At 70.3% G+C, this 19,128-nt stretch carries 22 protein-coding genes; 12 read left to right on the forward strand and 10 right to left on the reverse strand.

All coding sequences use genetic code 11. From position 1 onward, the window contains the following. Nucleotides 1–34: 34 nt before the first annotated feature. Nucleotides 35–1,747, forward strand: a complete 1,713-nt coding sequence (locus tag EYW40_RS01395; protein ID WP_135819838.1) for a sensor histidine kinase — start codon at nt 35–37, stop codon at nt 1,745–1,747. On the opposite strand, the gene EYW40_RS19480 is transcribed toward EYW40_RS01395, so the two are convergent. After that, entirely contained in the window at nt 1,748–1,912 is a 165-nt protein-coding gene (locus EYW40_RS19480) for a hypothetical protein (protein WP_161973145.1), read from the reverse strand. It abuts the gene before it with no gap. A 114-nt stretch (nt 1,913–2,026) separates the two neighbouring features. On the opposite strand from EYW40_RS19480, the gene EYW40_RS01400 reads away from it, so the two are divergent. After that, nucleotides 2,027–2,236 carry a YgaP family membrane protein gene (locus EYW40_RS01400; protein ID WP_135819839.1) on the forward strand — a complete coding sequence of 70 codons (210 nt, stop codon included), beginning with the start codon at nt 2,027–2,029 and terminating at the stop codon, nt 2,234–2,236. Between the two features lie 18 nt (nt 2,237–2,254). On the opposite strand, the gene EYW40_RS01405 is transcribed toward EYW40_RS01400, so the two are convergent. Continuing rightward, nucleotides 2,255–2,785, reverse strand: coding sequence for an inorganic diphosphatase (locus EYW40_RS01405; RefSeq protein ID WP_121822201.1), 531 nt, complete (start codon nt 2,783–2,785; stop codon nt 2,255–2,257). 202 nt (nt 2,786–2,987) lie between these two features. Here EYW40_RS01405 and EYW40_RS01410 point away from each other — a divergent pair, with 202 nt between their 5' ends. Continuing rightward, nucleotides 2,988–3,347 carry a PadR family transcriptional regulator gene (locus tag EYW40_RS01410; protein WP_135819840.1) on the forward strand — a complete coding sequence of 120 codons (360 nt, stop codon included), beginning with the start codon at nt 2,988–2,990 and terminating at the stop codon, nt 3,345–3,347. Here EYW40_RS01410 and EYW40_RS01415 read toward each other — a convergent pair. Beyond that, nucleotides 3,344–3,898: a DUF7108 family protein gene (locus EYW40_RS01415; RefSeq protein WP_135819841.1), complete on the reverse strand. Its 555-nt coding sequence runs from the start codon at nt 3,896–3,898 to the stop codon at nt 3,344–3,346. The two genes, EYW40_RS01410 and EYW40_RS01415, sit on opposite strands and share 4 nt — an antisense overlap. Beyond that, complete coding sequence (gene rnhA / locus EYW40_RS01420; protein WP_135819842.1) at nt 3,891–4,484, reverse strand: ribonuclease HI; 594 nt, start codon at nt 4,482–4,484, stop codon at nt 3,891–3,893. Before rnhA ends, EYW40_RS01415 begins: the two co-directional genes overlap by 8 nt. Nucleotides 4,485–4,657: 173 nt before the next feature. On the opposite strand from rnhA, the gene EYW40_RS01425 reads away from it, so the two are divergent. The 3 genes from EYW40_RS01425 to EYW40_RS01435 all read left to right on the forward strand — a co-directional run bounded on the left by EYW40_RS01425 (nt 4,658) and on the right by EYW40_RS01435 (nt 8,698). Beyond that, nucleotides 4,658–5,620, forward strand: coding sequence for a transcription initiation factor IIB (locus EYW40_RS01425; protein WP_121817701.1), 963 nt, complete (start codon nt 4,658–4,660; stop codon nt 5,618–5,620). A gap of 212 nt (nt 5,621–5,832) precedes the next feature. Continuing rightward, nucleotides 5,833–7,089: a DNA repair protein NreA gene (gene nreA / locus EYW40_RS01430; RefSeq protein WP_135819843.1), complete on the forward strand. Its 1,257-nt coding sequence runs from the start codon at nt 5,833–5,835 to the stop codon at nt 7,087–7,089. 67 nt (nt 7,090–7,156) lie between these two features. Continuing rightward, nucleotides 7,157–8,698, forward strand: coding sequence for an FAD-dependent oxidoreductase (locus EYW40_RS01435; protein ID WP_135819844.1), 1,542 nt, complete (start codon nt 7,157–7,159; stop codon nt 8,696–8,698). Nucleotides 8,699–8,707: 9 nt separating this feature from the next. On the opposite strand, the gene EYW40_RS01440 is transcribed toward EYW40_RS01435, so the two are convergent. From EYW40_RS01440 to EYW40_RS01450, 3 genes are all read right to left on the reverse strand, one after another. Next, the gene (locus EYW40_RS01440) at nt 8,708–9,145 is read right to left on the reverse strand and encodes a DUF302 domain-containing protein (RefSeq protein ID WP_135819845.1); all 438 of its coding nucleotides are present in this window, start codon (nt 9,143–9,145) and stop codon (nt 8,708–8,710) included. Nucleotides 9,146–9,198: 53 nt separating this feature from the next. After that, a complete protein-coding gene (locus EYW40_RS01445) occupies nt 9,199–9,786 on the reverse strand; it encodes a CPBP family intramembrane glutamic endopeptidase (protein ID WP_135820604.1) in 588 nt (195 codons plus the stop codon). A gap of 91 nt (nt 9,787–9,877) precedes the next feature. Continuing rightward, the gene (locus tag EYW40_RS01450) at nt 9,878–10,171 is read right to left on the reverse strand and encodes a DUF5789 family protein (protein ID WP_135819846.1); all 294 of its coding nucleotides are present in this window, start codon (nt 10,169–10,171) and stop codon (nt 9,878–9,880) included. 124 nt (nt 10,172–10,295) lie between these two features. Between EYW40_RS01450 and EYW40_RS01455 the strand changes: the two genes are divergently transcribed. Beyond that, a complete protein-coding gene (locus EYW40_RS01455; protein WP_135819847.1) occupies nt 10,296–11,243 on the forward strand; it encodes a cell division protein CdpA domain-containing protein in 948 nt (315 codons plus the stop codon). Here EYW40_RS01455 and EYW40_RS01460 read toward each other — a convergent pair. The 3 genes from EYW40_RS01460 to EYW40_RS01470 are packed head-to-tail and all read right to left on the reverse strand — an operon-like array spanning nt 11,240 to nt 13,892. Continuing rightward, on the reverse strand, nt 11,240–11,683 hold the full coding sequence (locus tag EYW40_RS01460) for a Mut7-C RNAse domain-containing protein (RefSeq protein WP_135819848.1): 444 nt from the start codon (nt 11,681–11,683) through the stop codon (nt 11,240–11,242). The two genes, EYW40_RS01455 and EYW40_RS01460, sit on opposite strands and share 4 nt — an antisense overlap. Continuing rightward, nucleotides 11,683–13,455 (reverse strand): DNA polymerase/3'-5' exonuclease PolX, encoded by a 1,773-nt coding sequence (gene polX / locus EYW40_RS01465; RefSeq protein ID WP_135819849.1) that lies wholly within the window; start codon nt 13,453–13,455, stop codon nt 11,683–11,685. Before polX ends, EYW40_RS01460 begins: the two co-directional genes overlap by 1 nt. After that, nucleotides 13,452–13,892 (reverse strand): DUF5788 family protein, encoded by a 441-nt coding sequence (locus EYW40_RS01470; RefSeq protein WP_135819850.1) that lies wholly within the window; start codon nt 13,890–13,892, stop codon nt 13,452–13,454. Before EYW40_RS01470 ends, polX begins: the two co-directional genes overlap by 4 nt. A 168-nt stretch (nt 13,893–14,060) precedes the next feature. Here EYW40_RS01470 and EYW40_RS01475 point away from each other — a divergent pair, with 168 nt between their 5' ends. From EYW40_RS01475 to EYW40_RS01495, 5 genes are all read left to right on the forward strand, one after another. Further along, nucleotides 14,061–14,885, forward strand: a complete 825-nt coding sequence (locus EYW40_RS01475; RefSeq protein WP_135819851.1) for a hypothetical protein — start codon at nt 14,061–14,063, stop codon at nt 14,883–14,885. 105 nt (nt 14,886–14,990) lie between these two features. Next, complete coding sequence (locus EYW40_RS01480; protein ID WP_135819852.1) at nt 14,991–15,935, forward strand: rhomboid family intramembrane serine protease; 945 nt, start codon at nt 14,991–14,993, stop codon at nt 15,933–15,935. Next, complete coding sequence (locus EYW40_RS01485; protein ID WP_135819853.1) at nt 15,935–16,702, forward strand: endonuclease V; 768 nt, start codon at nt 15,935–15,937, stop codon at nt 16,700–16,702. Before EYW40_RS01480 ends, EYW40_RS01485 begins: the two co-directional genes overlap by 1 nt. A gap of 62 nt (nt 16,703–16,764) precedes the next feature. After that, a complete protein-coding gene (locus EYW40_RS01490; protein WP_135819854.1) occupies nt 16,765–17,664 on the forward strand; it encodes an SDR family oxidoreductase in 900 nt (299 codons plus the stop codon). Continuing rightward, nucleotides 17,664–19,007 (forward strand): glycerate kinase type-2 family protein, encoded by a 1,344-nt coding sequence (locus EYW40_RS01495; RefSeq protein ID WP_135819855.1) that lies wholly within the window; start codon nt 17,664–17,666, stop codon nt 19,005–19,007. Before EYW40_RS01490 ends, EYW40_RS01495 begins: the two co-directional genes overlap by 1 nt. The last annotated feature ends 121 nt before the right edge of the window (nt 19,008–19,128 follow it).

The following is a 19,128-nucleotide window of genomic DNA, read 5'->3' on the forward strand; positions in this document are numbered from 1 at the left end:
GAAGTTTTATCGGATCGGATACAAATACACGACCATGACGATCGGCGTGGGGACCGTTCGGGCGGTGTACGCCGTCGCGACGGTGACGACCGTCACGCTGGGGTACGTCGTGTGGCGGCACCGCGAGGAGCGCGGCGCGCTGCCGCTCCTGGGGAGCATCGCGGGCGGCGCGTGGTGGTCCGGGTCGCTCTTCCTGGCGACTGTCTCGAACAATTACGCAACGTCCGTCCTTCTCAACAGGGCCCTGTACGTCGGCGTCGTCGCCGCCGTCGCGTCGATAGCCCTGTTCGCGCTCGAATACACCGGCCGGGCGCACCTGATCACGCGCCGTACGGTCGCCCTCCTCGCGGTCCACCCCCTGCTGGTGGTCGCGCTCGCGTTCGCCAACCCCGGCGACGTGTTCTTCGCCTCGATCGCACCCGCGCCGTCGGCACCCACCGGGGTCGCGGTGGAGTGGGGGCCCGCGTTCTGGGCGCACGTGCTCTACTCCTACGCCGTCACGCTGTTCGTCGCCGTGTTCGTGTTCGAGATGGTGTTCCGGTCCCGGAGCCTCTACCGGGGGCAGGTGCTCGTGCTGACTGCCGCCGTGCTGTCGCCCGCCTTCGCGAACCTGCCGAACCTGTTGGACGTGGTGCCGTTCGACACCACGCCGATCGGCTTTCTCGCCGCGAACCTGCTTTTCACCGTCGCGATAACGCGGTACGAACTGATCGACCTCATGCCGATCGCCCGGGAGCGCGTCCTGGACACCGTCGAGGACGCCGTCTACGTCGTCGACCGGGACGGCCGGATCGTCGATGCGAACCCCGCCGGGCGGGACCTAGCCGACCGGACGGGCACCGGTCCCGACGTCGTCGGCCGGGACGCCGAGGAAGTGCTGTCGGGCATGCCGAAGTTCCGCGACCTCTTCCGTCGCGCCGTCGAGACCGGCGAGGACCGGGCGAACGAGTTCGAGTTCGAGGACCGACACTACGCCGTCGAGGCCTCCACCATCGAGGACGGGCGGGACCGGCACGTCGGCTGGCTGTTCCTCGTCCGCGACGTCACGGAGCGGGAACGGCGCGAGGCCGAACTCCGGCGGCGAAACGAGCAACTGGACGAGTTCGCGAACATCGTCTCCCACGACCTCCGCAACCCGCTGAACGTCGCGGACGGGTACGTCGGGCTGGCCCGCGAGTCCGGGGACGTCTCGCACCTCGACGGTGTCGAGGAGGCGCTTGACCGGATGGAGGCCATCGTCGAGGACGTGCTCGCGCTCGCCCGGGACGGCGGCGAGGTCGCCGACCCGATGCCGGTGGACCTGCGGGCCGTCGCGGAGGCCGCGTGGGGGGACGTCGACACCGGGGACGGGCGGCTCCGCGTGGCGGACGACGCCACGGTCGACGCCGACCGGCCGCGGCTGGTCCGGCTGCTGGAGAACCTGTTCCGCAACGCGGTCGAACACGGTGCGCCGGACGAACCCATCACGGTCACCGTGGGTGTCCTCCCGTCGGGAACGGGGTTCTACGTCGCGGACGACGGGCGGGGGATCCCGGAATCCGAACGCGGGCAGGTGTTCGACAGCGGGCACACGACGGCGGAGGACGGGACGGGGTTCGGTCTGGCCATCGTCGAACGGATCGCCGGTGGGCACGGCTGGAATGTCTCGGTCGCGGAGAGCGAGGGGGGCGGCGCGCGCTTCGAGATAGAGGGGGTTGCGGTGCGCTCGGTCGACCGCGGCGCTCCGGACAGACCGGCCGAGCGGTAGCTACTCGTGCTCGCCGAGGGGCCGGCCGCACCGTGGGCAGTCCGTCGTCTCGCGGTCGAAGTTCCGGGGGACGACGGTCGTGTGGTTCATGCCGACCGCACCGCCGGTCCGGCACTCCGTCTCGTCCGTGACCGCGGGCGCGTCGGGGTCGCTCGTGGTGGCCATTGCGTGTGCTAGTAGCGACCTCGCCCCCAAAAGATTACCCATAATCATAATACATCGCCGTTCGCCGCCGCATAACTCGAACGTATTTTGTGCCGAACGGCCCAAGCGCCGCCCATGTTCGACCGGAACGTCGGCGGCACGGACCGACTCGCACGGATCGGCCTCGGGTCGGTGCTCGTCTTCGTCGGCACGGCCGTCGCGCTGGCCCTGGAGCGGCCGCTCGTCGGCGCGGCGGTGGCGCTGTTCGGCGCGGGGATGCTCGCCTCGGGCGTCGCCCGGCGCTGTCTGGTGAACGAACTGCTCGGGCTCGACACCGCCGAGTGAAAAACCGCGCCCGCCGGCCTAGAAGTTCTCCTCGTAGAGGTCCATCGCGTGCTCGATGGCCTCCTTCGCGGCCGCCTTGTCCTCCCAGCCCTGGGTCTCGACTTCCTTGCCCTCCTCCAGGTTCTTGTACGTCGCGAAGAACTCGTCTATCTCGTCGAGTTGCTGCTGGGGGATGTCCTCGATGTCCTCGATGTGGTCGTAGCGGGGGTCCTCCGTCGGGACGGCGATGACCTTGTCGTCCTGCTCGCCGTCGTCGTCCATCTTCATCAGTGCGACGGGGCGGGCCTCGATGACACAGCCGGGGAACGTCTGGTCCTCGACGAGCACGAGCACGTCGAATGGGTCCTCGTCGTCGTAGTACGACTGCGGGATGAACCCGTAGTCGGAGGGGTAGTGGACGTTGCTGTGGAGGACGCGGTCGAGGACGACGCCCGGGACGTCCTTGTCGTACTCGTACTTGTTGCGCTCGCCCTTGAGACACTCCACGACGGCGTAGATCTCTTCCGGCGGGTTCGGTCCGGTCTCCAGATCTTCCCAGAGGTTCGTCATGCGACCGCGAATCGGACGGGCGACCAAAAAGTACTTTCGACCTCACCGCATGGCTCCCGATGGACCGTTCGCGGGGCCGATCCGGGCACGCGCCCCCTGAACTTCCACAGGCAATCCCCCGGGTCGCCACAGCCGCAGCGCCGGCGTGACCGGGGGATACCAGTCAAGAAGTGTTAAATAGCTGTGTGACATTATCGAAACCATGTCAGAGGCACAAACAGTTTCCGGCGAACCGGGCATCGTTCGCGACCTGACCGCGTTTCAGCAGAACATCCTCGTGATCCTCTCCGAGGAGCCACGGTACGGCCTCGCGATCAAACGCGACCTCGAGGAGTACTACGGCGACGAGGTGAACCACGGGCGGCTGTACCCCAACCTCGACGAGCTCGTCGAGATGGGCCTCGTCGAGAAGAGCGAACTCGACAAGCGAACCAACCAGTACGAGCTGACCGACGACGGCCACGAGGCCGTCCTCGACCAGCTCAACTGGACGCTGTCGAAGGTCGTCACCGACGACGAGCGCGCTGACACGGTCCGCGAGCTCGTCGACGACCAGCTCTAGAAACCGGGCACCCGTTTTTCGGCGGCGTCGAACGCGTAGCGGAGCGACCGCTCCACGACCTCGCGCTGCTCGTCGCTCGGCCACGCGTTGCGCGGGTAGTAGTCGCGGAGGAACTCCCGCACCTCGTCGCCGGTCGCCGAGTCCAGCGGCCGGGCGTAGTGGTTGCCCATGAAGTCCGCGAACGCGCGGACGTTCGCCGCGTGCACCTCGCCGTGGTCCTCGCGGACGCGCTCGACCAGTTCGGCGTTGTGTGCCTCGACGGACTCCCAGTCGTCCGGGTCGCCCGGCCCGTCGAGCGGGATCTCCGCGGCGCGGTCGGTGTCATCGACCTCGCCGGGCCGGATCGTGCCGTCCTCGACCCACTCGTCGGGGTGGAGCACGAGCACGGCCCTGGCGTCGTCCTCGCGGACCCGCGCGCGGAAGTCGTGTTCGGCGAGCCGTCGGTCGCGGTCGCGTCGGTACGCCGCCGCCTCCTGCTCGTCGACCGCCTCGCGCGCGAGGCGGGTCAGCCGTTCGGCCTCCTCGGCCACGTCCTCGGGGAGTTCAGGCATCGTCGAGCGCCTCGTTTGCCAGTTCGTCCGCTCGCTCGTTTACCTCCCGCGGAACGTGCTGGAGCGACCAGTCGTCGAACCGGTCGAGCAGTTCGCGGACGGTGACCCGGCGCTCGCGCAGGTCGGGGTCGTTCGTGTCCCACTCACCGCGGACCTGCTTGACGACGAGTTCGGCGTCGATGCGCACGTCGACCACGTCGTACCCGTACTCCCCGGCCGCCTCCAGCGCACGGATCAGCCCCTCGTACTCCGCGCGGTTGTTCGTCGTCTCGCCGATGGTCTCGTTGCCCTCCGCGACGATGCCGTCGCTCGTGACGATGACCCACCCCACCGCGGCGGGGCCGGGGTTGCCGCGGCTCGCCCCGTCGGAGTAGACGTGCGCGCGACCGCCGCCCTCGCGCAGGACGGCCTCGATGTCGCTCGGGTCCGACCCCTGTACGACGACCTTGCCGTCGTACGCGACCGCGGTCGCGTCGCCGCGAGAGGCCCGCCAGCGCTCGTGATCGGTGTTTCCGGCGTCGACGTCCGCGCCCGCGTCGAGCAGTTTTTCCCTCGCGGCCGCCACGTCGCACTCGATGACCGGCATTGAGCGTAGGTGAAGCGATCTCGAATTTAACGGTTGCGGTCCGGGCGTCGAGCCGTCCCGGAACCGCGTCGCAGTCCTGCGGTTCGCACGGGCAGCCGGTTTCTGACCTCGCAGCGACCATAAGATTCTTACCGAGGGTTTAAGTTGGTTGGTCATACTACTATAAAAGTGCGATGACACGGTCCACCCGCCAGCGGGAGCGCGAGCTTGAGACGGAGGAGTCCGAGGAGCAAGAGGGGGTACGGGAGTGCCCCGAGTGCGAGTCCGAGAACCTCGTCAAAAGCTCCGACAGGGGAGAACTCGTCTGCGAGGACTGCGGCCTCGTCGTCGAGGAGGAGAAGATCGATCCGGGTCCGGAGTGGCGGGCGTTCAACCACCAGGAACGTCAGGAGAAGTCCCGCGTCGGCGCGCCGACGACACAGACGATGCACGACAAGGGACTGACGACGACGATCGACTGGAAAGACAAGGACGCCTACGGACGCTCTATCTCCTCGAAGAAGCGCAGCCAGATGCACCGGCTGCGAAAGTGGCAGGAACGCATTCGAACGAAGGACGCGGGCGAGCGGAACCTGCAGTTCGCTCTGAGCGAGATCGACCGGATGGCGAGCGCCCTCGGTGTGCCGCGCTCGGTCCGGGAGGTCGCAAGCGTCATCTACCGGCGCGCGCTCAAGGAGGACCTGATCCGCGGACGCTCCATCGAGGGCGTCGCCACCAGCGCGCTGTACGCCGCGTGTCGCAAGGAAGGGATCCCCCGAAGCTTAGAGGAGATCTCGGAGGTCTCCCGCGTCGAACGGAAGGAGATCGGCCGCACGTATCGATACATCTCGCAGGAGCTCGGCCTCGAGATGAAACCCGTCGACCCCAAGAAGTACGTTCCCCGGTTCTGTTCCGAACTCGAACTCAGCGAGGAAGTCCAGACCAAGGCAAACGAGATAATCGAGACCACCGCCGAGGAGGGCCTGCTGTCGGGGAAGTCCCCGACCGGCTACGCCGCCGCGGCGATCTACGCCGCGTCGCTGCTGTGTAACGAGAAGAAGACCCAGCGCGAGGTCGCAGACGTCGCGCAGGTGACCGAGGTCACCATCCGGAACCGCTACCAGGAGCAGATCGAAGCGATGGGCATCCACAGCTAACGCCCCCTCTTCTCGCGGTTCTCCCGCCTCCGAGCGACCGCCCACCCGCAGGTGGACCGAACGTTTATCACCGATTGCGCGGCCAGCGGCGCCGTGCTCTGACCGCTGACGCGGGGCGGTTCGCGGTTGTGCGGCGCACCCGCCCCGCGCCCGGGACGCGCCGCCTGCTCGCAAACGAAGATTCATAGTCGCCGGTCCCCTACGCCCGTCGAATGCGGCTCGACGAGTTCATCGAGGACTTGGAACCCGACGAGGGCGCGCGCAAGCGGCAACTCGCCCGGGAGAAGTCCTACGAGATCACCGACTACCTGGAGGAGTTCGAGTCCCAGTTCGAGGAGACGGTGCAGGGCGACGCGCTGTTCGGGAGCACCGCCCCCTCGATCTTCGTCGGCCGCTCGAACTACCCGAGCGTCTCGACCGGCCTGCTCTCGCCGGTCGGCCACGAGACGGAGGCCGCGGACTTCGTCACCGACGCCGACTGGTACAGCCAGCGCTACGGCATCGACGACGTGTTCCAGCGCCGCACCAACCTGCTCAACTCCCGCCGCCGCTCGAAGGTCGACGTCGACGACGTGTGGGACGGCTTCGTCGGCACCCAGCGCGAGGTCGCCATCGCCGACCGCCCGGTCGACGTGGAGATCGGCCTCGACGACCGCCCGGAGATCGACTTCGACGTGGGCGAGGGCGTGGCGACCCCGACCGGCCCCAACGCCAGCGCGGAGTCGGTCGACCTCACCGAGAACCCCCACGTCCCACGGCCGGTGAAGAAGACGCTGGAGGACGACGACTGGCAGGCCCAGGGGGCGATGACCTACCTCTACCGCCGCGGCTTCGACGTGTACGAGATCAACACGATCCTCTCGGCCGGCGCGCTCGGCCGCGGCGAGAACCGGCGGCTCGTCCCGACGCGGTGGTCGATCACCGCCGTCGACGACACCGTCGGCCAGTACCTCCGGGGTCGCATCCGCAACGCGCCGAGCATCGACACGCCGCAGGTCTGGGAGAACGAGTACATGGGGAACCGCTACTGGGTCGTCCTCGCCCCCGGCCAGTGGGAGTTCGAACTCGTCGAGATGAAAGCCCCGGGCAGCATCTGGAACCCCGACCCGGAGGGCGACGTGTGGATGGCCAGCGCCGCGGAGGGGTTCGAGGGCCGCACCGGCTACGTCGACGAGACCGCGGGAGCGTACTACGCCTCGCGGCTCGGCGTGCTGGAACACCTGGAGTCGATCGGCCGGCAGGCCAAGTGTCTCGTGCTCCGCGAGGTGTCGGACGACTACTGGGCCCCCGTCGGCGTCTGGCAGGTCCGAGAGAGCGTTCGTAACGCGTTCGACGGCGGCCACGGCGAGGCCGAGACGTTCCACGCCGCCGTCTCGGCGGTCGCCGAGCAACTCCCCGTCTCGCTGGGCGCGCTCCGGCGCAAGTCGGAGATGGTCGCCGGCCTGCAGGCGACGCTGTCGGACTTCTGAGGCCGACGCTTATCCGGCCTCCCGTGGCACTCACCGTGGAGCCGATGCTCCGCCATCGGGGGTTCCAATGGACACGGGAGACGAGGCAGACGCGCTCGAACCGCTCCCCGGCGAGCCGCGGTCGCTGTGGCTCGACACGACGCCGGCGACCGACTTCGACCCGCTCGACGGCGACCTGCGGGTCGACGCCGCCGTCGTGGGCGGCGGTATCGCCGGGATCACGACCGCGACGCACCTGCGGGAGGCCGGCCGGTCGGTCGCCCTGCTCGAAGCCGACCGCGTCGTCGAGGCCGTCACCGGCCACACGACGGCGAAGGTCACGGCCCAGCACGGGCTGATCTACGACCACCTGCGGTCGACCTTCGACGCCCGGACCGCCCGGTTGTACGCCGAGGCGAACGAGGCGGCGATCGAGGACATCGCAGCGCGCGTCTCGGACCGGGGGATCGACTGCGACTTCCAGCGACAGCCCGCGTACACGTACGTCGCCGACGAGTCGAAGCGCCGGAAGGTCCGCCGGGAGGCCGTCGCGGCGAGGCGCGCCGGGCTGGCGGCCGAGTTCGTCGAGGGGACGCCGCTCCCGTACGACGTCGAGTGTGCGGTCCGCTTCGACGACCAGGCGCAGTTCCACCCCCGCAAGTACCTCCTTTCCCTGGTCGACGACCTGCCGGGCGACGGGAGCGACGTGTTCGAGCGGACCCGCGTCACGGACGTGTCGGACGGGGACCCGTGCCGCGTGGAGACCGACCGCGGCACCGTCCGCGCGGACGACGTCGTGGTCGCCACGCACTTCCCGGCGTTCGACCGCGCGGGGTACTTCGCCCGCCAGTACCCGAAGCGGTCGTACGTGCTGGCCGCTCGCCTGAACGAGCCCCTCCCCGAGGGGATGCACTACCGCGACGAGGAGCCGTACTTCTCGGTCCGGACCTACGACGGCGACGACGGCGAGTTCGCGTTCATCGGGGGGCAGAACCACAAGACGGGGCAGGGCGGCAGCACCGCCGACCGCTACCGCGAACTCGCCCGCGAGGCCCGCGAGCGGTTCGACGTCGCGGAGTTTGCCTACCGCTGGTCGACGCAGGACTACCGCACCGCGGACCGCGTCCCCTTCGTCGGGCGACTCGGGCCGGGGACCGACGGCCTCTACGTCGCCACCGGCTTCGGCGGTTGGGGGATGACCGGCGGGACGGTCGCCGGCATGCTCCTCTCGGACCTCATCGTCGACGGCGAGAGCCCCTGGGCGGACGTGTTCGACCCGACGCGGCTCGACCTCGCGGCGGCCGGGCGGGAACTGCTGTCGGAGAACGCGGACGTGGCGCGCGAGTTCGTCGGTGACTGGACGACGAAGCCACTGACCGGCGTCGTCACGCTGTCGCCCGGCGATGCCGTCGTGTCGCGCGACGGCGGCCGGGTCGTCGGCACGTACCGCGACGCGGACGGCGAGGACCACCGCGTCTCCGCGGTCTGTCCGCACATGGGCTGCCTGCTGGAGTGGAACGACGGGGAGAAGACGTGGGACTGCCCGTGTCACGGCTCGCGGTTCACCTACGAGGGGGAAATGCTCGACGGCCCCGCAAACACCGACCTGCCGCGGCCGGACGACGGGTGAGCCGGCGAGTTAGAGGTCCCCGAACGCCTCGTCGACGAGTTCGCCCGTGTCCGCGACGATGTCCGCCCACGCCTCGTTGTCGGGGGCCATCCCGAGCAGCCGGGCGATCCGCATGATGCTGACGTGGTACACCTGCTGGACGCCCGGTTCCGCCTCCCAGACGATCACGTTGCAGGGGAACAGGCCGCCGATCCGGAGCGTCTCGTCCAGCGCGCGGTCGGCCATCTCGGGGTTGCACGCGCCGAGGACGTAGTAGGGGTCGCGGTCGGCGTCGACCTTCTCGTTGAGCAGTTCCGACGGCGAGAACTCCACGGGGATCCCGAAGCCGGCGTCGGTGAACGTCTCGCGGACGTGCTCGACGGCCTCGTCGTGGTCCATCTCCAGGGTCGCGCGCTCCTCGCCGTACTCCTCGGGGTCTAGCTCGGCCGGGTCGAACGGCAGGCTCATGAACTGTGGTTCGGACGGGTCCCTCTAAACCCCACCGGCGAACGGCGGGCGACTCACAGCGGGAGCGGCACCCAGCGGAGCCACTGCACGACCGTCTCGGTCGGGATCAGCGGCGGGTAGAGCACGAGCCAGTCCAGCAGGACCAGCCCCGCGCCGTGGGCGACGACGGAGGGGAGGAGGGAGTTGCTCTCGTAGTCGACCGCGCCGAACAGCACGTCGGTCGGCCCGGAGAGGACGAACTCGATGGGGGGCTTGTGGAAGTGGTGCAGGGCGTAGACGAGCGGGCTGATGAACACGCTCTTGAACCCGATCTCGCGGACGCCGACACAGAGCAGGCCGCGGTAGTACGTCTCGGCGGCCAGCGCCAGCGTGAACAGTTTGATCGCGTGGGGGATGAACTCGGCGGGCGCGGTGCTTGTCTCCCATATCGGGTAGAACGTCCGGATCGAGGGGAGCGACGACCCCACGAGGTAGAAGGGGAGGACGAACAGCGCGAGCAGGAGGGTGTTGCGGAGCGCCTTCCTGTCGACGCGCCAGCCGATCCGCCGGCCGTGCGAGAGGCCGAGCGCGAGCGGCCCCACGATGAAGATGAGGGTGTCCCGGACGACCCGCTTGTCGATGCCCGGTTCGACGGTGTACATCCAGATGACCGTGAGCACGGCTCCGGTCAGCAGCGACTTCTGTACCCAGGAGAGGTCGACCGCGTACCGGCGGACGGCGTCGACGTTCACGTCACTCGTCGGCGGTGGCGACGGGGCCGGTGCCGACGACGGACTCTACCTCGTCGACGAACTGCTGGCGGCGGTCGAAGTACGTCGTCGACGTCTCGGGGAGCACGTCCGCGAGCGCCGTCGGGCCGTCGGGCGTCCGGATGACGGCGTCGCCCTCCTGGCGTTCGATCTCGCTTCGCTCCTTGGGCCAGGTGAGCCGCGATGCGACGCGGGCGAGCGGCGCGCCCTCGACGGACTCGCCCTCGCCGAGTTCGACGGCGGGCGCTTCCTCGGATTCCTCGTCGTCGTCAGCCATACCCGGGCGTTCGGAAGCGCCGCGATTAGTCCTTTCGTTTCCGCGAGCGGGGCGCGTCGCGGGCCGGGCACACGTGCCCGATGTCTGACGTAGTGTTTTGTGTGATGCCCCGCAATGGGGGGACATGACGAGCCTCGCGGACGTGTACGAGGGCCACGTGGGGGAGGTACAGAGCGTTCGCCGCCTGTATCTCGGCACGGGGCTGTTCCTCCTCGGGGCGGTGCTCGCTGTCGTCGGCGTGGTCGTCGCCACGACCGACCTGCTCGCGGTCGTCGGCGTCGACCAGTTCGGCCGACGCCTCGTCGCGGGCGTGCTCGGCGGGGTTGGGTTCCCGACCGTCGTCCTCGGCGTGTTCACCGTTCTCCCCGCTGAGACGCGGATCCGGGCGGCCGCCGCCATCGGCGCGAGCGTGACCGCGCTCGGCGTCGCGCTGTTCTGGTACGCGTACCCCGACCACTGGGCCGGCTACGGCCGGGACCTCACGTTCGTCGTGACGGCGGTGTACTTCCTCGGCGTCATCACGCTCGTGGGCTGCCTGTTCGCCGGCATCGCCACGTTCAAACGGCGCAACGATCCGGGCGGCACCGTCCGGCTGGAGGTGACCAAGCAGGGCGAGACGAAGGTCGTCGAGGTGGACCGCTCGGAACTCGGCACCGGCTTCGGCAGCGTCGGCACCTTCGGCGAGACGCCCGACGGCGACGTCGAGACGCAGACGAACCGCCCCGACAGGTCCGGCGGGACAGTTGGGAGCGGATCGTCCACCGGCGGCGCGGCGGGGGCCGGCGGGCCGGCAGCGGCCGCGTCGTCGGGTCCCGGGAGCGCGGCCGCCGGGCCGGCGAGCGACGGCGGCTCCGCGGCCAGCGACATCACGTCGCCGATGGACGGCCGGCCCGACGACGGGGAGGTGCTGGACGACGGGCCGACGACGACCGAACTGACCGACACGTACTGCGGCAACTGCGAGCACTTCGAGTACGTCCGCACCGGCCGCGGGATGCAGCCCTACTGTGGCTTCCACGGCGAGCGCATGGACGACATGGAGGCTTGCGACGAGTGGGAGCCGAACAACTAGCCGTCCATCGCCGCCAGCGTCGCCGCCACCCGGTCCCAGTGACTCCCCTTCCAGAAGCAGCGCCCGCAGTCGCGACACCGCCAGACGGCGACGTCCGCAGGGTCCGGAGCGTAGTCCGGCGTCGACCCCTCGGTCCGCGCCAGCGGCCCGTTGCACGCCCCGCAGCGTTCGGGCTCGTCGGGGAGCGTGAGGGGCACGCCGGCGTCCCGGAGTTCGCGTAACTGCTCGTCCACGTCGGTCGCGTCGAGTCGAACGGCGTCGGCGGCGCGGCCGGCGAGCGCGGCGTCCCTGGTGACGAGCGTCCGGTCCTCGTCGCGTGCGATCCGCAGCAGCGCATCGTCGGCCTCGACGCCGCGGTCGAGCGCGTACGCGGCGTCGTGGCCGCACATCCGCAGGTGCGCCCTGACGCCGCCACACATCGCGTCGAGGAGGAGCCGCATCAGCCGAGGAACGCGCGGAGGCCGTCGGCGTCGCGGGCGTTCAGCACGTCGGCGGCCTCGGCCCAGCCCCGGCGGGCCGTGTGGACGCCGTAGCGCACCAGGTCGAACTCGGCGGGGCCGTGGGCGTCCGTGTTCACCGCTATCGTCGCGTCGGCCTCGACGGCGGCCCGGACGGCGTCGTCCCACAGGTCGAGGCGGGCGGGGTTGCTGTTCACTTCGAGCGCGGTGCCCGCGGCCGCGGCCGCCTCGGCGACGGCCCCGGCGTCGAACGTCAGGCCGCTGCGGCGGTTTATCATCCGGCCGCTCGGGTGGCCGAGCACGTCGACCTCGTGGTGCTCGACGGCGGCGACCAGGCGGTCGGTCGCGGCGTCCTCCGACTGGTCGAGCGCGCTGTGGGGCGAGGCGACGACGAGGTCCAGTTCCGCGAGCACGTCGTCGCCGACGCTGATCCCGCCCTCGGCGTCGACGTTCGCCTCGACGCCGGCGAACACGTCGATGGGCGCGTCGGCGGCGACATCGCGCACCGCGTCGATCTGTTCGCGGAGTTCGGCGTCCGAGAGGCCGACGCCGCCGACCATCCCCGGGCCGGTCGCGTGGTCGGTGACGCAGTGGTAGTCGTACCCCCGCTCGGCCGCGGCCTCGACCATCGCGGCGATGGAGTGGCCGCCGTCGGACCAGTCCGTGTGGGTGTGGAGATCACCCCGGATGTCCTCGACTACGAGGAGGTCGGGGAGTTCGCCGGCCTCGGCGGCCGCTATCTCGCCGTTGTCCTCGCGCAGTTCCGGCGGGATCCAGGGGAGCCCGAGCGCCTCGTACATCCCCGCCTCCGTCTCCCCGGCGACGCGCTCGCCGGCGCGCTGTCCGTCGCCGTCCCCGTCGGACTCCGTCGGACTCCCAGCGGCGCTTCCCACCTCGCTCACGTCGAACGCGCCGTACTCGTTCAGCTTCATGTCGTGGTCGATGGCGTAGTTCCGGAGGCGGACGTTGTGGTCCTTGCTCCCGGTGAAGTACTGGAGCGCGCTGCCGAACTCCGCGGGGACGACCACCCGGAGGTCGACGCGGACCCCGTCCGCGCGGACGCTGGCCTTGATGTCGCCGGCCTCGATGGTCTCGTCGGCGCGGTCCCAGTCGGTGAAGGCGTCGACCACCGCCCCGGCGTCGTCGCTGGCGGCGAGTACGTCGACGTCGCCGATCGTCTCCCGCCAGCGGCGCAGCGAGCCGGCGACCTCGGCCCGCTCGACCACATCGACCCCGTCGAGCAGGGCGAGCGCCGCGTCGGCGAGCGGGCGGGCCTCGCCGATGCGCTGGCGTTTCGTCGCCTGCCGGGCGAAGTCGACGTTGTCGAGGATGTTCTCCTCTGTCTTCGCGCCGAACCCCTTCACCTCCCGGATCTCCCCCTCGCGGGCGGCGCGTTCGAGGTCGTCCAGCGTCCGGATGCCGAGCGCCGCGTACAGGTCCCCCACGGTCTTCGGGCCGACCCCCTCGACCCGGGTCAGCGCGTCCATCTCGACGGGGAGTTCAGCGCGTAACTCCGCCAGTTCGGCTATCTTCCCCGTCTCGGCGTACTCGACGACCTTGTCGGCGAGCGCCTCGCCGACGCCGTCTATCGCCTGCACGGCGTCGGCCCCCTGAGTCGCGCGCTCGTCTATCGGCCGCGGGTACTCGCGGATGTTCTCGGCGGCGCGGCGGTACGCCCGGGGCTTGTACTCGACGCCCTTCGCCGCCAGCAGGTCCGCCATCTCCTCGAAGCGGTCGGCGACCTCGTCGTTCATAGCCCCGGCCCCCCGGTCGACGCGTCCTTCTTCCCCAGGGCCTTCTGGAGGAAGTTCATCCAGCGCTTGCGGTCGGTCATCTCCTGGACCTCCTCCTCGCGTTCGATATCGGTCGGCGAGAGGCTCTCCAGGGCGTTGAGCGCGCGCTCGATCCCGATTATCGCCCGGACGAGTTCCTGGCCCTCCTCGTAGCTCACCTCGCCGGCCTCCAGCGTCTGCTTGCGCTGGAGGCGCTCGCGGCGCAGGTTCTTCTTCGCCTCCTCGACCCGGTCCCGTTCCCCCGGCGGCACCGTCTCCCGTCGCTTGATCTCGAAGACGAACTCCTGCAGGTCGATCTCCTCGCCCTGGACCGTGATGCGGTCGGGGATCGCCGCGCCCACGGTCGCCCCCTCGCGCTCGACCTTCGCGAGGAGCTGTTTTCGCTCGTACTCTTGCACGTCCGGCAGTGGGACCGCAACCGGCAAAAGCGTCCCGACGGGTGCGTTCCGTCGACGCGTGTTGCCGGGCGCAGCAGTCTCCCCAATGCAGACGGATCCGGTCCTCTGGGGTTTCAAATATCTCACCAACATAAAAATACAACTTCTTCTAAACTGTATATTAATTCGATGTTCCGTCGCAAGTTCATCAAGACCAGCGGTATCGCCACGACGATCGGTCTCAGCGGTGTCGCCTCGGCGGCCAGCGCCACGCGCCCGGGGATCCCCGACCGGGTGAAGGAGTTGCTTCGGGACGGGGAACTCGAGCGGGCCCACGACGCACTCGACGACCGCAGCGTCGGGTACAGCCACACGCGGACGATCATGGGTTCCGGGGACGGGGGCGGCTCGGACGGCGTCTCGACGGAGGACTTTCTCCAGGACCCCGAGGACGGCTCGGGGACCCTGGATCTGGGCGTGTACGACACCCAGACCGACGGGGAGTTCTACGCCTTCCTCTACTGGGACTTGGACTACTCGAACACCCTGGTCGACGGTCCCGGTCCGGACGACGGCGTAAGCATCTCGTTCAGCGACAACGCCTTCCGTCTCATCCCGGACAGCCCGAACCACTCCGACCAGACCAACTCCCACGACACCAACCAGTACGGCTACTGGGCCGAGTTCAACGACGTGAAGCCGTACCTCATCAACGGGGGCGTCGACGGCCCCGACGGCAGTTCGTCGGACGACGTTAGTACGCAGAATCACGGCGACTCCGACACGAACCACAACGAGGGGTGGCTCGACCTGCGCGTAGAGGTTCGCGACGACTACGACAGCACGCACGCGAACGTCTACTCCGACTACGTCCACAGCTGGAACCCCGGCGGAGTGCCGACGAACCTCGGGATCAGCTTCTCGCTGGGCGGCGTCGGGGCGCTTACCTACGACGTGACCGGCCGGGTCGACACCTGGCGCGCCGAGGACAACGTCGCCCACGAGGTACAGTAAACGCCGACCGGGGAACCTCGACGGGTGCGTTCCGCGGCGGACGCGTGCCGGCCCCGGCCTCCCCGACCAAAAGCCCCATTGGGGGGCCACTCGAAGGGGGAGTCAATGGCGACGTGCGACCAGTGTGGCAAGGAAGAGAACATGCCGTACAACTGCCGGCACTGCGGTGGCACGTACTGCGCCGAGCACCGCCTCCCCGAGAACCACGCCTGTCCGGGGTTAGAGGACTGGGGGGACCCGGACGGCGTCTTCGACAGCGGCTTCGACGACAGCGTCCGCGACGACGGCTCGTCCGGCGGGATCACCGACCGCCTGGGCCTGAACACGGGCGTCGGCGGGCCGCTCGGCTACGTCCGGGGGAACATGACGTTCGTCTTCCTCGGCCTGATGTGGGTCACCTTCGCCCTCCAGCAGGTGACACAGGCGTACCTCGGCCTCGCATACCGGATCCCGGGGACCGAGGAGTACGAGCTCTACCGCAGCATCTTCGTGTTGACGCCCCAGCACCCCGAGTACGTCTGGACCTGGTTCACGTCGGTGCTGTCCCACGGCGGGCTGGGCCACATCGCGGTCAACAGCATCGTGATCTACTTCTTCGGCCAGCACGTCGAGCGCTACGTCGGCTCGCGGGACTTCACGCTGCTGTTCCTGGGGAGCGGCATCGCCGCCGGCCTCGCACAGGTCGGCCTCCAGATCGTCCAGGGCGTCGGCGCCGTCGGCGGCGGCGTGGTCGGCGCGAGCGGGGCCGGGTTGGCTATCATGGGCGTGCTGACGGTGCTCAACCCCGACATGCGCGTCCTGCTGTACTTCCTCGTCCCGGTCCCCATCTGGGTCATCACCGGGTTCTACGCGGTGATCAGCGTCCTCGGCGTCGTCGGGCCGAGCATCGCCGGCGCGAACGTGGCCAACGCCGCACACCTCGTCGGCCTCGCCATCGGGCTGACGTACGGTCAGCACGTCAAGAACAAGGGCGTCAACACGCCCAACCGGATGCGGTTCGGCGGCGGGGGCGGCCCTGGGGGTCCCGGCCGCGGTCGCGGCCCGTTCTGATGACGCCGGTCCGCCCCGAGTTCGTCCCCGACGCGGCGCTCTCCCGCGGGGAGATGGAGGCGCTCCAGCGCGACATCGCCGACGCCGCCGCCTTCGAGAACGACCTCCCCTTCGACCCGGCGACGGTCGCCGAGGGGCCGCTCTCGACGCCGGGCGCGGCGCCGCCGACCGTCGTCGGCGTCGACCAGGCGTTCCTCGACGAGCGGGCCGTGAGCGCTGTCGTCGCGATGCGGGACGGCGAGGTGATAGAGCGCGCTCACGCGGCGACGCCCCTGGAGATCCCCTACATCCCCGGCCTGCTCTCGTTCCGCGAGGGGCGGTCGATCCTCGCGGCGTTCGAGGAACTCGACGCGACGCCCGACCTCGCGCTGTTCGACGGGAGCGGCCGGATCCACTTCCGGCAGGCCGGCCTCGCCACGCACATCGGCGTCTGTCTGGACCTGCCGAGCGTCGGCGTCGCCAAGAGCTTGCTCTGTGGCACCCCGCGGTCGTCGGTCGACGGTTTGCCCGAGGGCGCGCGCGTCGCTGTCGAGGCCGACGGGGACGTCGACGCGCCGGACGGCACGGTGATCGGGTACGCCGTCCAGTCCCGGCAGTACGACTCGGGTTCGACCTCCATCAACCCGCTGTACGTCAGCCCCGGCCACCGCGTCGACGCGGAGACGGCGGCGGACCTCGTCGAGGGGCTGGGCGGGGAGTACAAGCTCCCGGAGCCGACGCGGCTCGCCGACGCGTACGCCGACGAGGTCAAGGCCGAACTCGGGTGACCCCCGGCCCCCACACCGCCGGAACCGGCTAGCTTTACTGTCCCGCGGTCGACACCTCCACCATGACCAGCACGGCAACGGACGACGCCGAGGCGGACGAGTGGGACGACGGTGACGAGTCGAGCGCGTGCGGAAAGACGGTGCTCATCACCGGCTGCTCGTCGGGGATCGGGCGGGCGACCGCGAAGGCGTTCCTGGACGAGGGCTGGCGGGTGTACGCCACCTCGCGGGACGTCGGTGACGTCGAGGACCTGGCCGACGCCGGCTGCGAGACGGCCGCGCTCGACGTGACCGACGACGACCAGGTCGACGCGGTCGTCGAGAAGGTCGTCGCGGAGACCGGCCGGATCGACTGCCTCGTGAACAACGCCGGCTACGCGCAGATGGGGCCGGTCGAGGACGTCCCGGTCGAGGACGTGCGCCGGCAGTTCGACGTCAACGTGTACGGCCCGCACCGTCTCTCGCGGGCCGTGCTCCCGCACATGCGCGAGCAGGGCGACGGCACCATCGTCAACGTCTCCAGCCTCGCGGGGCGGGTCTCCTACCCCGGGAGCGGCGTCTACTGCGGGTCGAAGTTCGCGCTGGAGGCGATGAGCGACGCACTCCGCGCCGAGGTGGCCGAGTTCGACGTGGACGTGGCGCTGGTCGAACCGGGGCCGGTCGAGACGAAGTTCACCGAGCGCGTCGAGGAGGAGGTCGACGGCCTACCGCGGACGGACGCGTACGCCTCGCTGTACAAGATACTCGACGATACGGCGGCGATCGGCGGCGGCGGGCCGGCGTCGGTCCCGCCGCGCCGCGTGGCGGAGGTGGTCCTGAACGCGGCGAGTTCGACCGAACCCGAGGCGCGGTACCCGGTCGGTCCGTTCGCCACGCTGTTCAGCTACGCCGGGATCCTCCCCGCGAAGTGGCGCGACGCCGCCTACCGGCTGGTGTCGAAGATCGCCGGCGTCCGGTCGTGATGACCGAGAACCGGGACGCCCTCGCGACGACGCCCGCCCGCGACGTCGCGCTGGCCTGCGTCGAGGCCGGGATCGAGGCCGGCCACCCGCGGACCGTCGTCCGGGACGCCGTCTCGCTCGACGGCGGGACGCTGCGGATACGCGACGCCGCCGGGGGCGAGGCGTCGTACGACCTCGACGGGTACGACGAGGTCGTCGTGCTGGGGGGCGGCAACGCGGCGGCCCACGTCGCCGCGGCGCTGGAGGCGGTCCTCGGCGACCGGATCGACGGCGGCGTCGTGGTGACCGACGACCCCGCCGGGACCGAGCGGGTGACCGTCCGCGAGGGCGACCACCCCGTCCCGACCGAGCGCGGCGTCGAGGGGGCGCGGGCGGTGCTGTCGGCCGCGGACGACGCGGGCGAGGGGACGCTCGTCCTCGCGGCTATCACCGGCGGCGGGAGCGCGCTCCTGCCCGCGCCGGCCGGCGACGTGTCGCTGGACGACCTCCGGGCGGTCACCGACGGCCTGCTCGCCAGCGGTGCGGATATCGGCGACATAAACGCCGTCCGCAAGCACCTGTCGGCGCTGAAGGGCGGCCGGCTGGCCCGGCGGGCGGCCCCCGCGACGGTCGTCTCGCTCGTGCTCAGCGACGTGGTCGGCAACGACCTGTCCGTGATCGCGAGCGGGCCGACCGCGCCGGACGGGACGACGTTCGCCGAGGCCCTGTCGGTGCTGGACCGGTACGGCGTCGACGCGCCGGCCAGCGCCCGCGAGCGCCTGGAACGCGGCGCGGCGGGCGAACTCGCGGAGACGCCGGGGCCGGACGACCCCGCCTTCGACCGCGTCGCGAACCACGTCGTCGCGGACGGCCGGACGGCGATCGACGCGGCCCGCGACGCCGCCGCCGAGCGCGGCTACGACCCGCTCGTGCTCTCCTCGCGGGTGCGCGGCGAGGCCCGCGAGGCGGCGAAGACCCACGTCGCGGTCGCCGAGGAGGCGCGTGCGACCGGCGACCCCGTCTCGCCGCCGGCCGTGGTCCTCTCGGGCGGCGAGACGACGGTGACGGTCCGCGGCGACGGCGAGGGCGGCCCGAACCAGGAGTTCGCGCTGAGCGCCGCGCTGGAACTGGCGGGTGGGGGGTCGGAAGTCGCCGTGGCCGCGGTCGACACGGACGGGATCGACGGCGCGACGGACGCGGCGGGCGCGGTCGTCGACGGCGCGACGGTCGACGACGCGGACGCCGCCCGCGCCGCGCTGGCCGACAACGACGCGTACCCGTACCTGGCGGCGCGTGACGCGCTGATCCGGACGGGCGCGACGGGCACCAACCTGAACGACCTGCGCGCGCTGGTCGTGGAGTGACGGTCCCGTTTCGGCGGCGGACGCGCTCCCGATCGGCCAAGTTATAGCATATTTGTTATTTGTTGGATTTCGATACCCATCGCACTACTTGCAGTAATCTGGGGCTTTTTATAGTATCATT

Source organism: Halostella litorea (assembly GCF_004785955.1).
Classification (GTDB): Archaea; Halobacteriota; Halobacteria; order Halobacteriales; family Natronoarchaeaceae; genus Halostella; species Halostella litorea.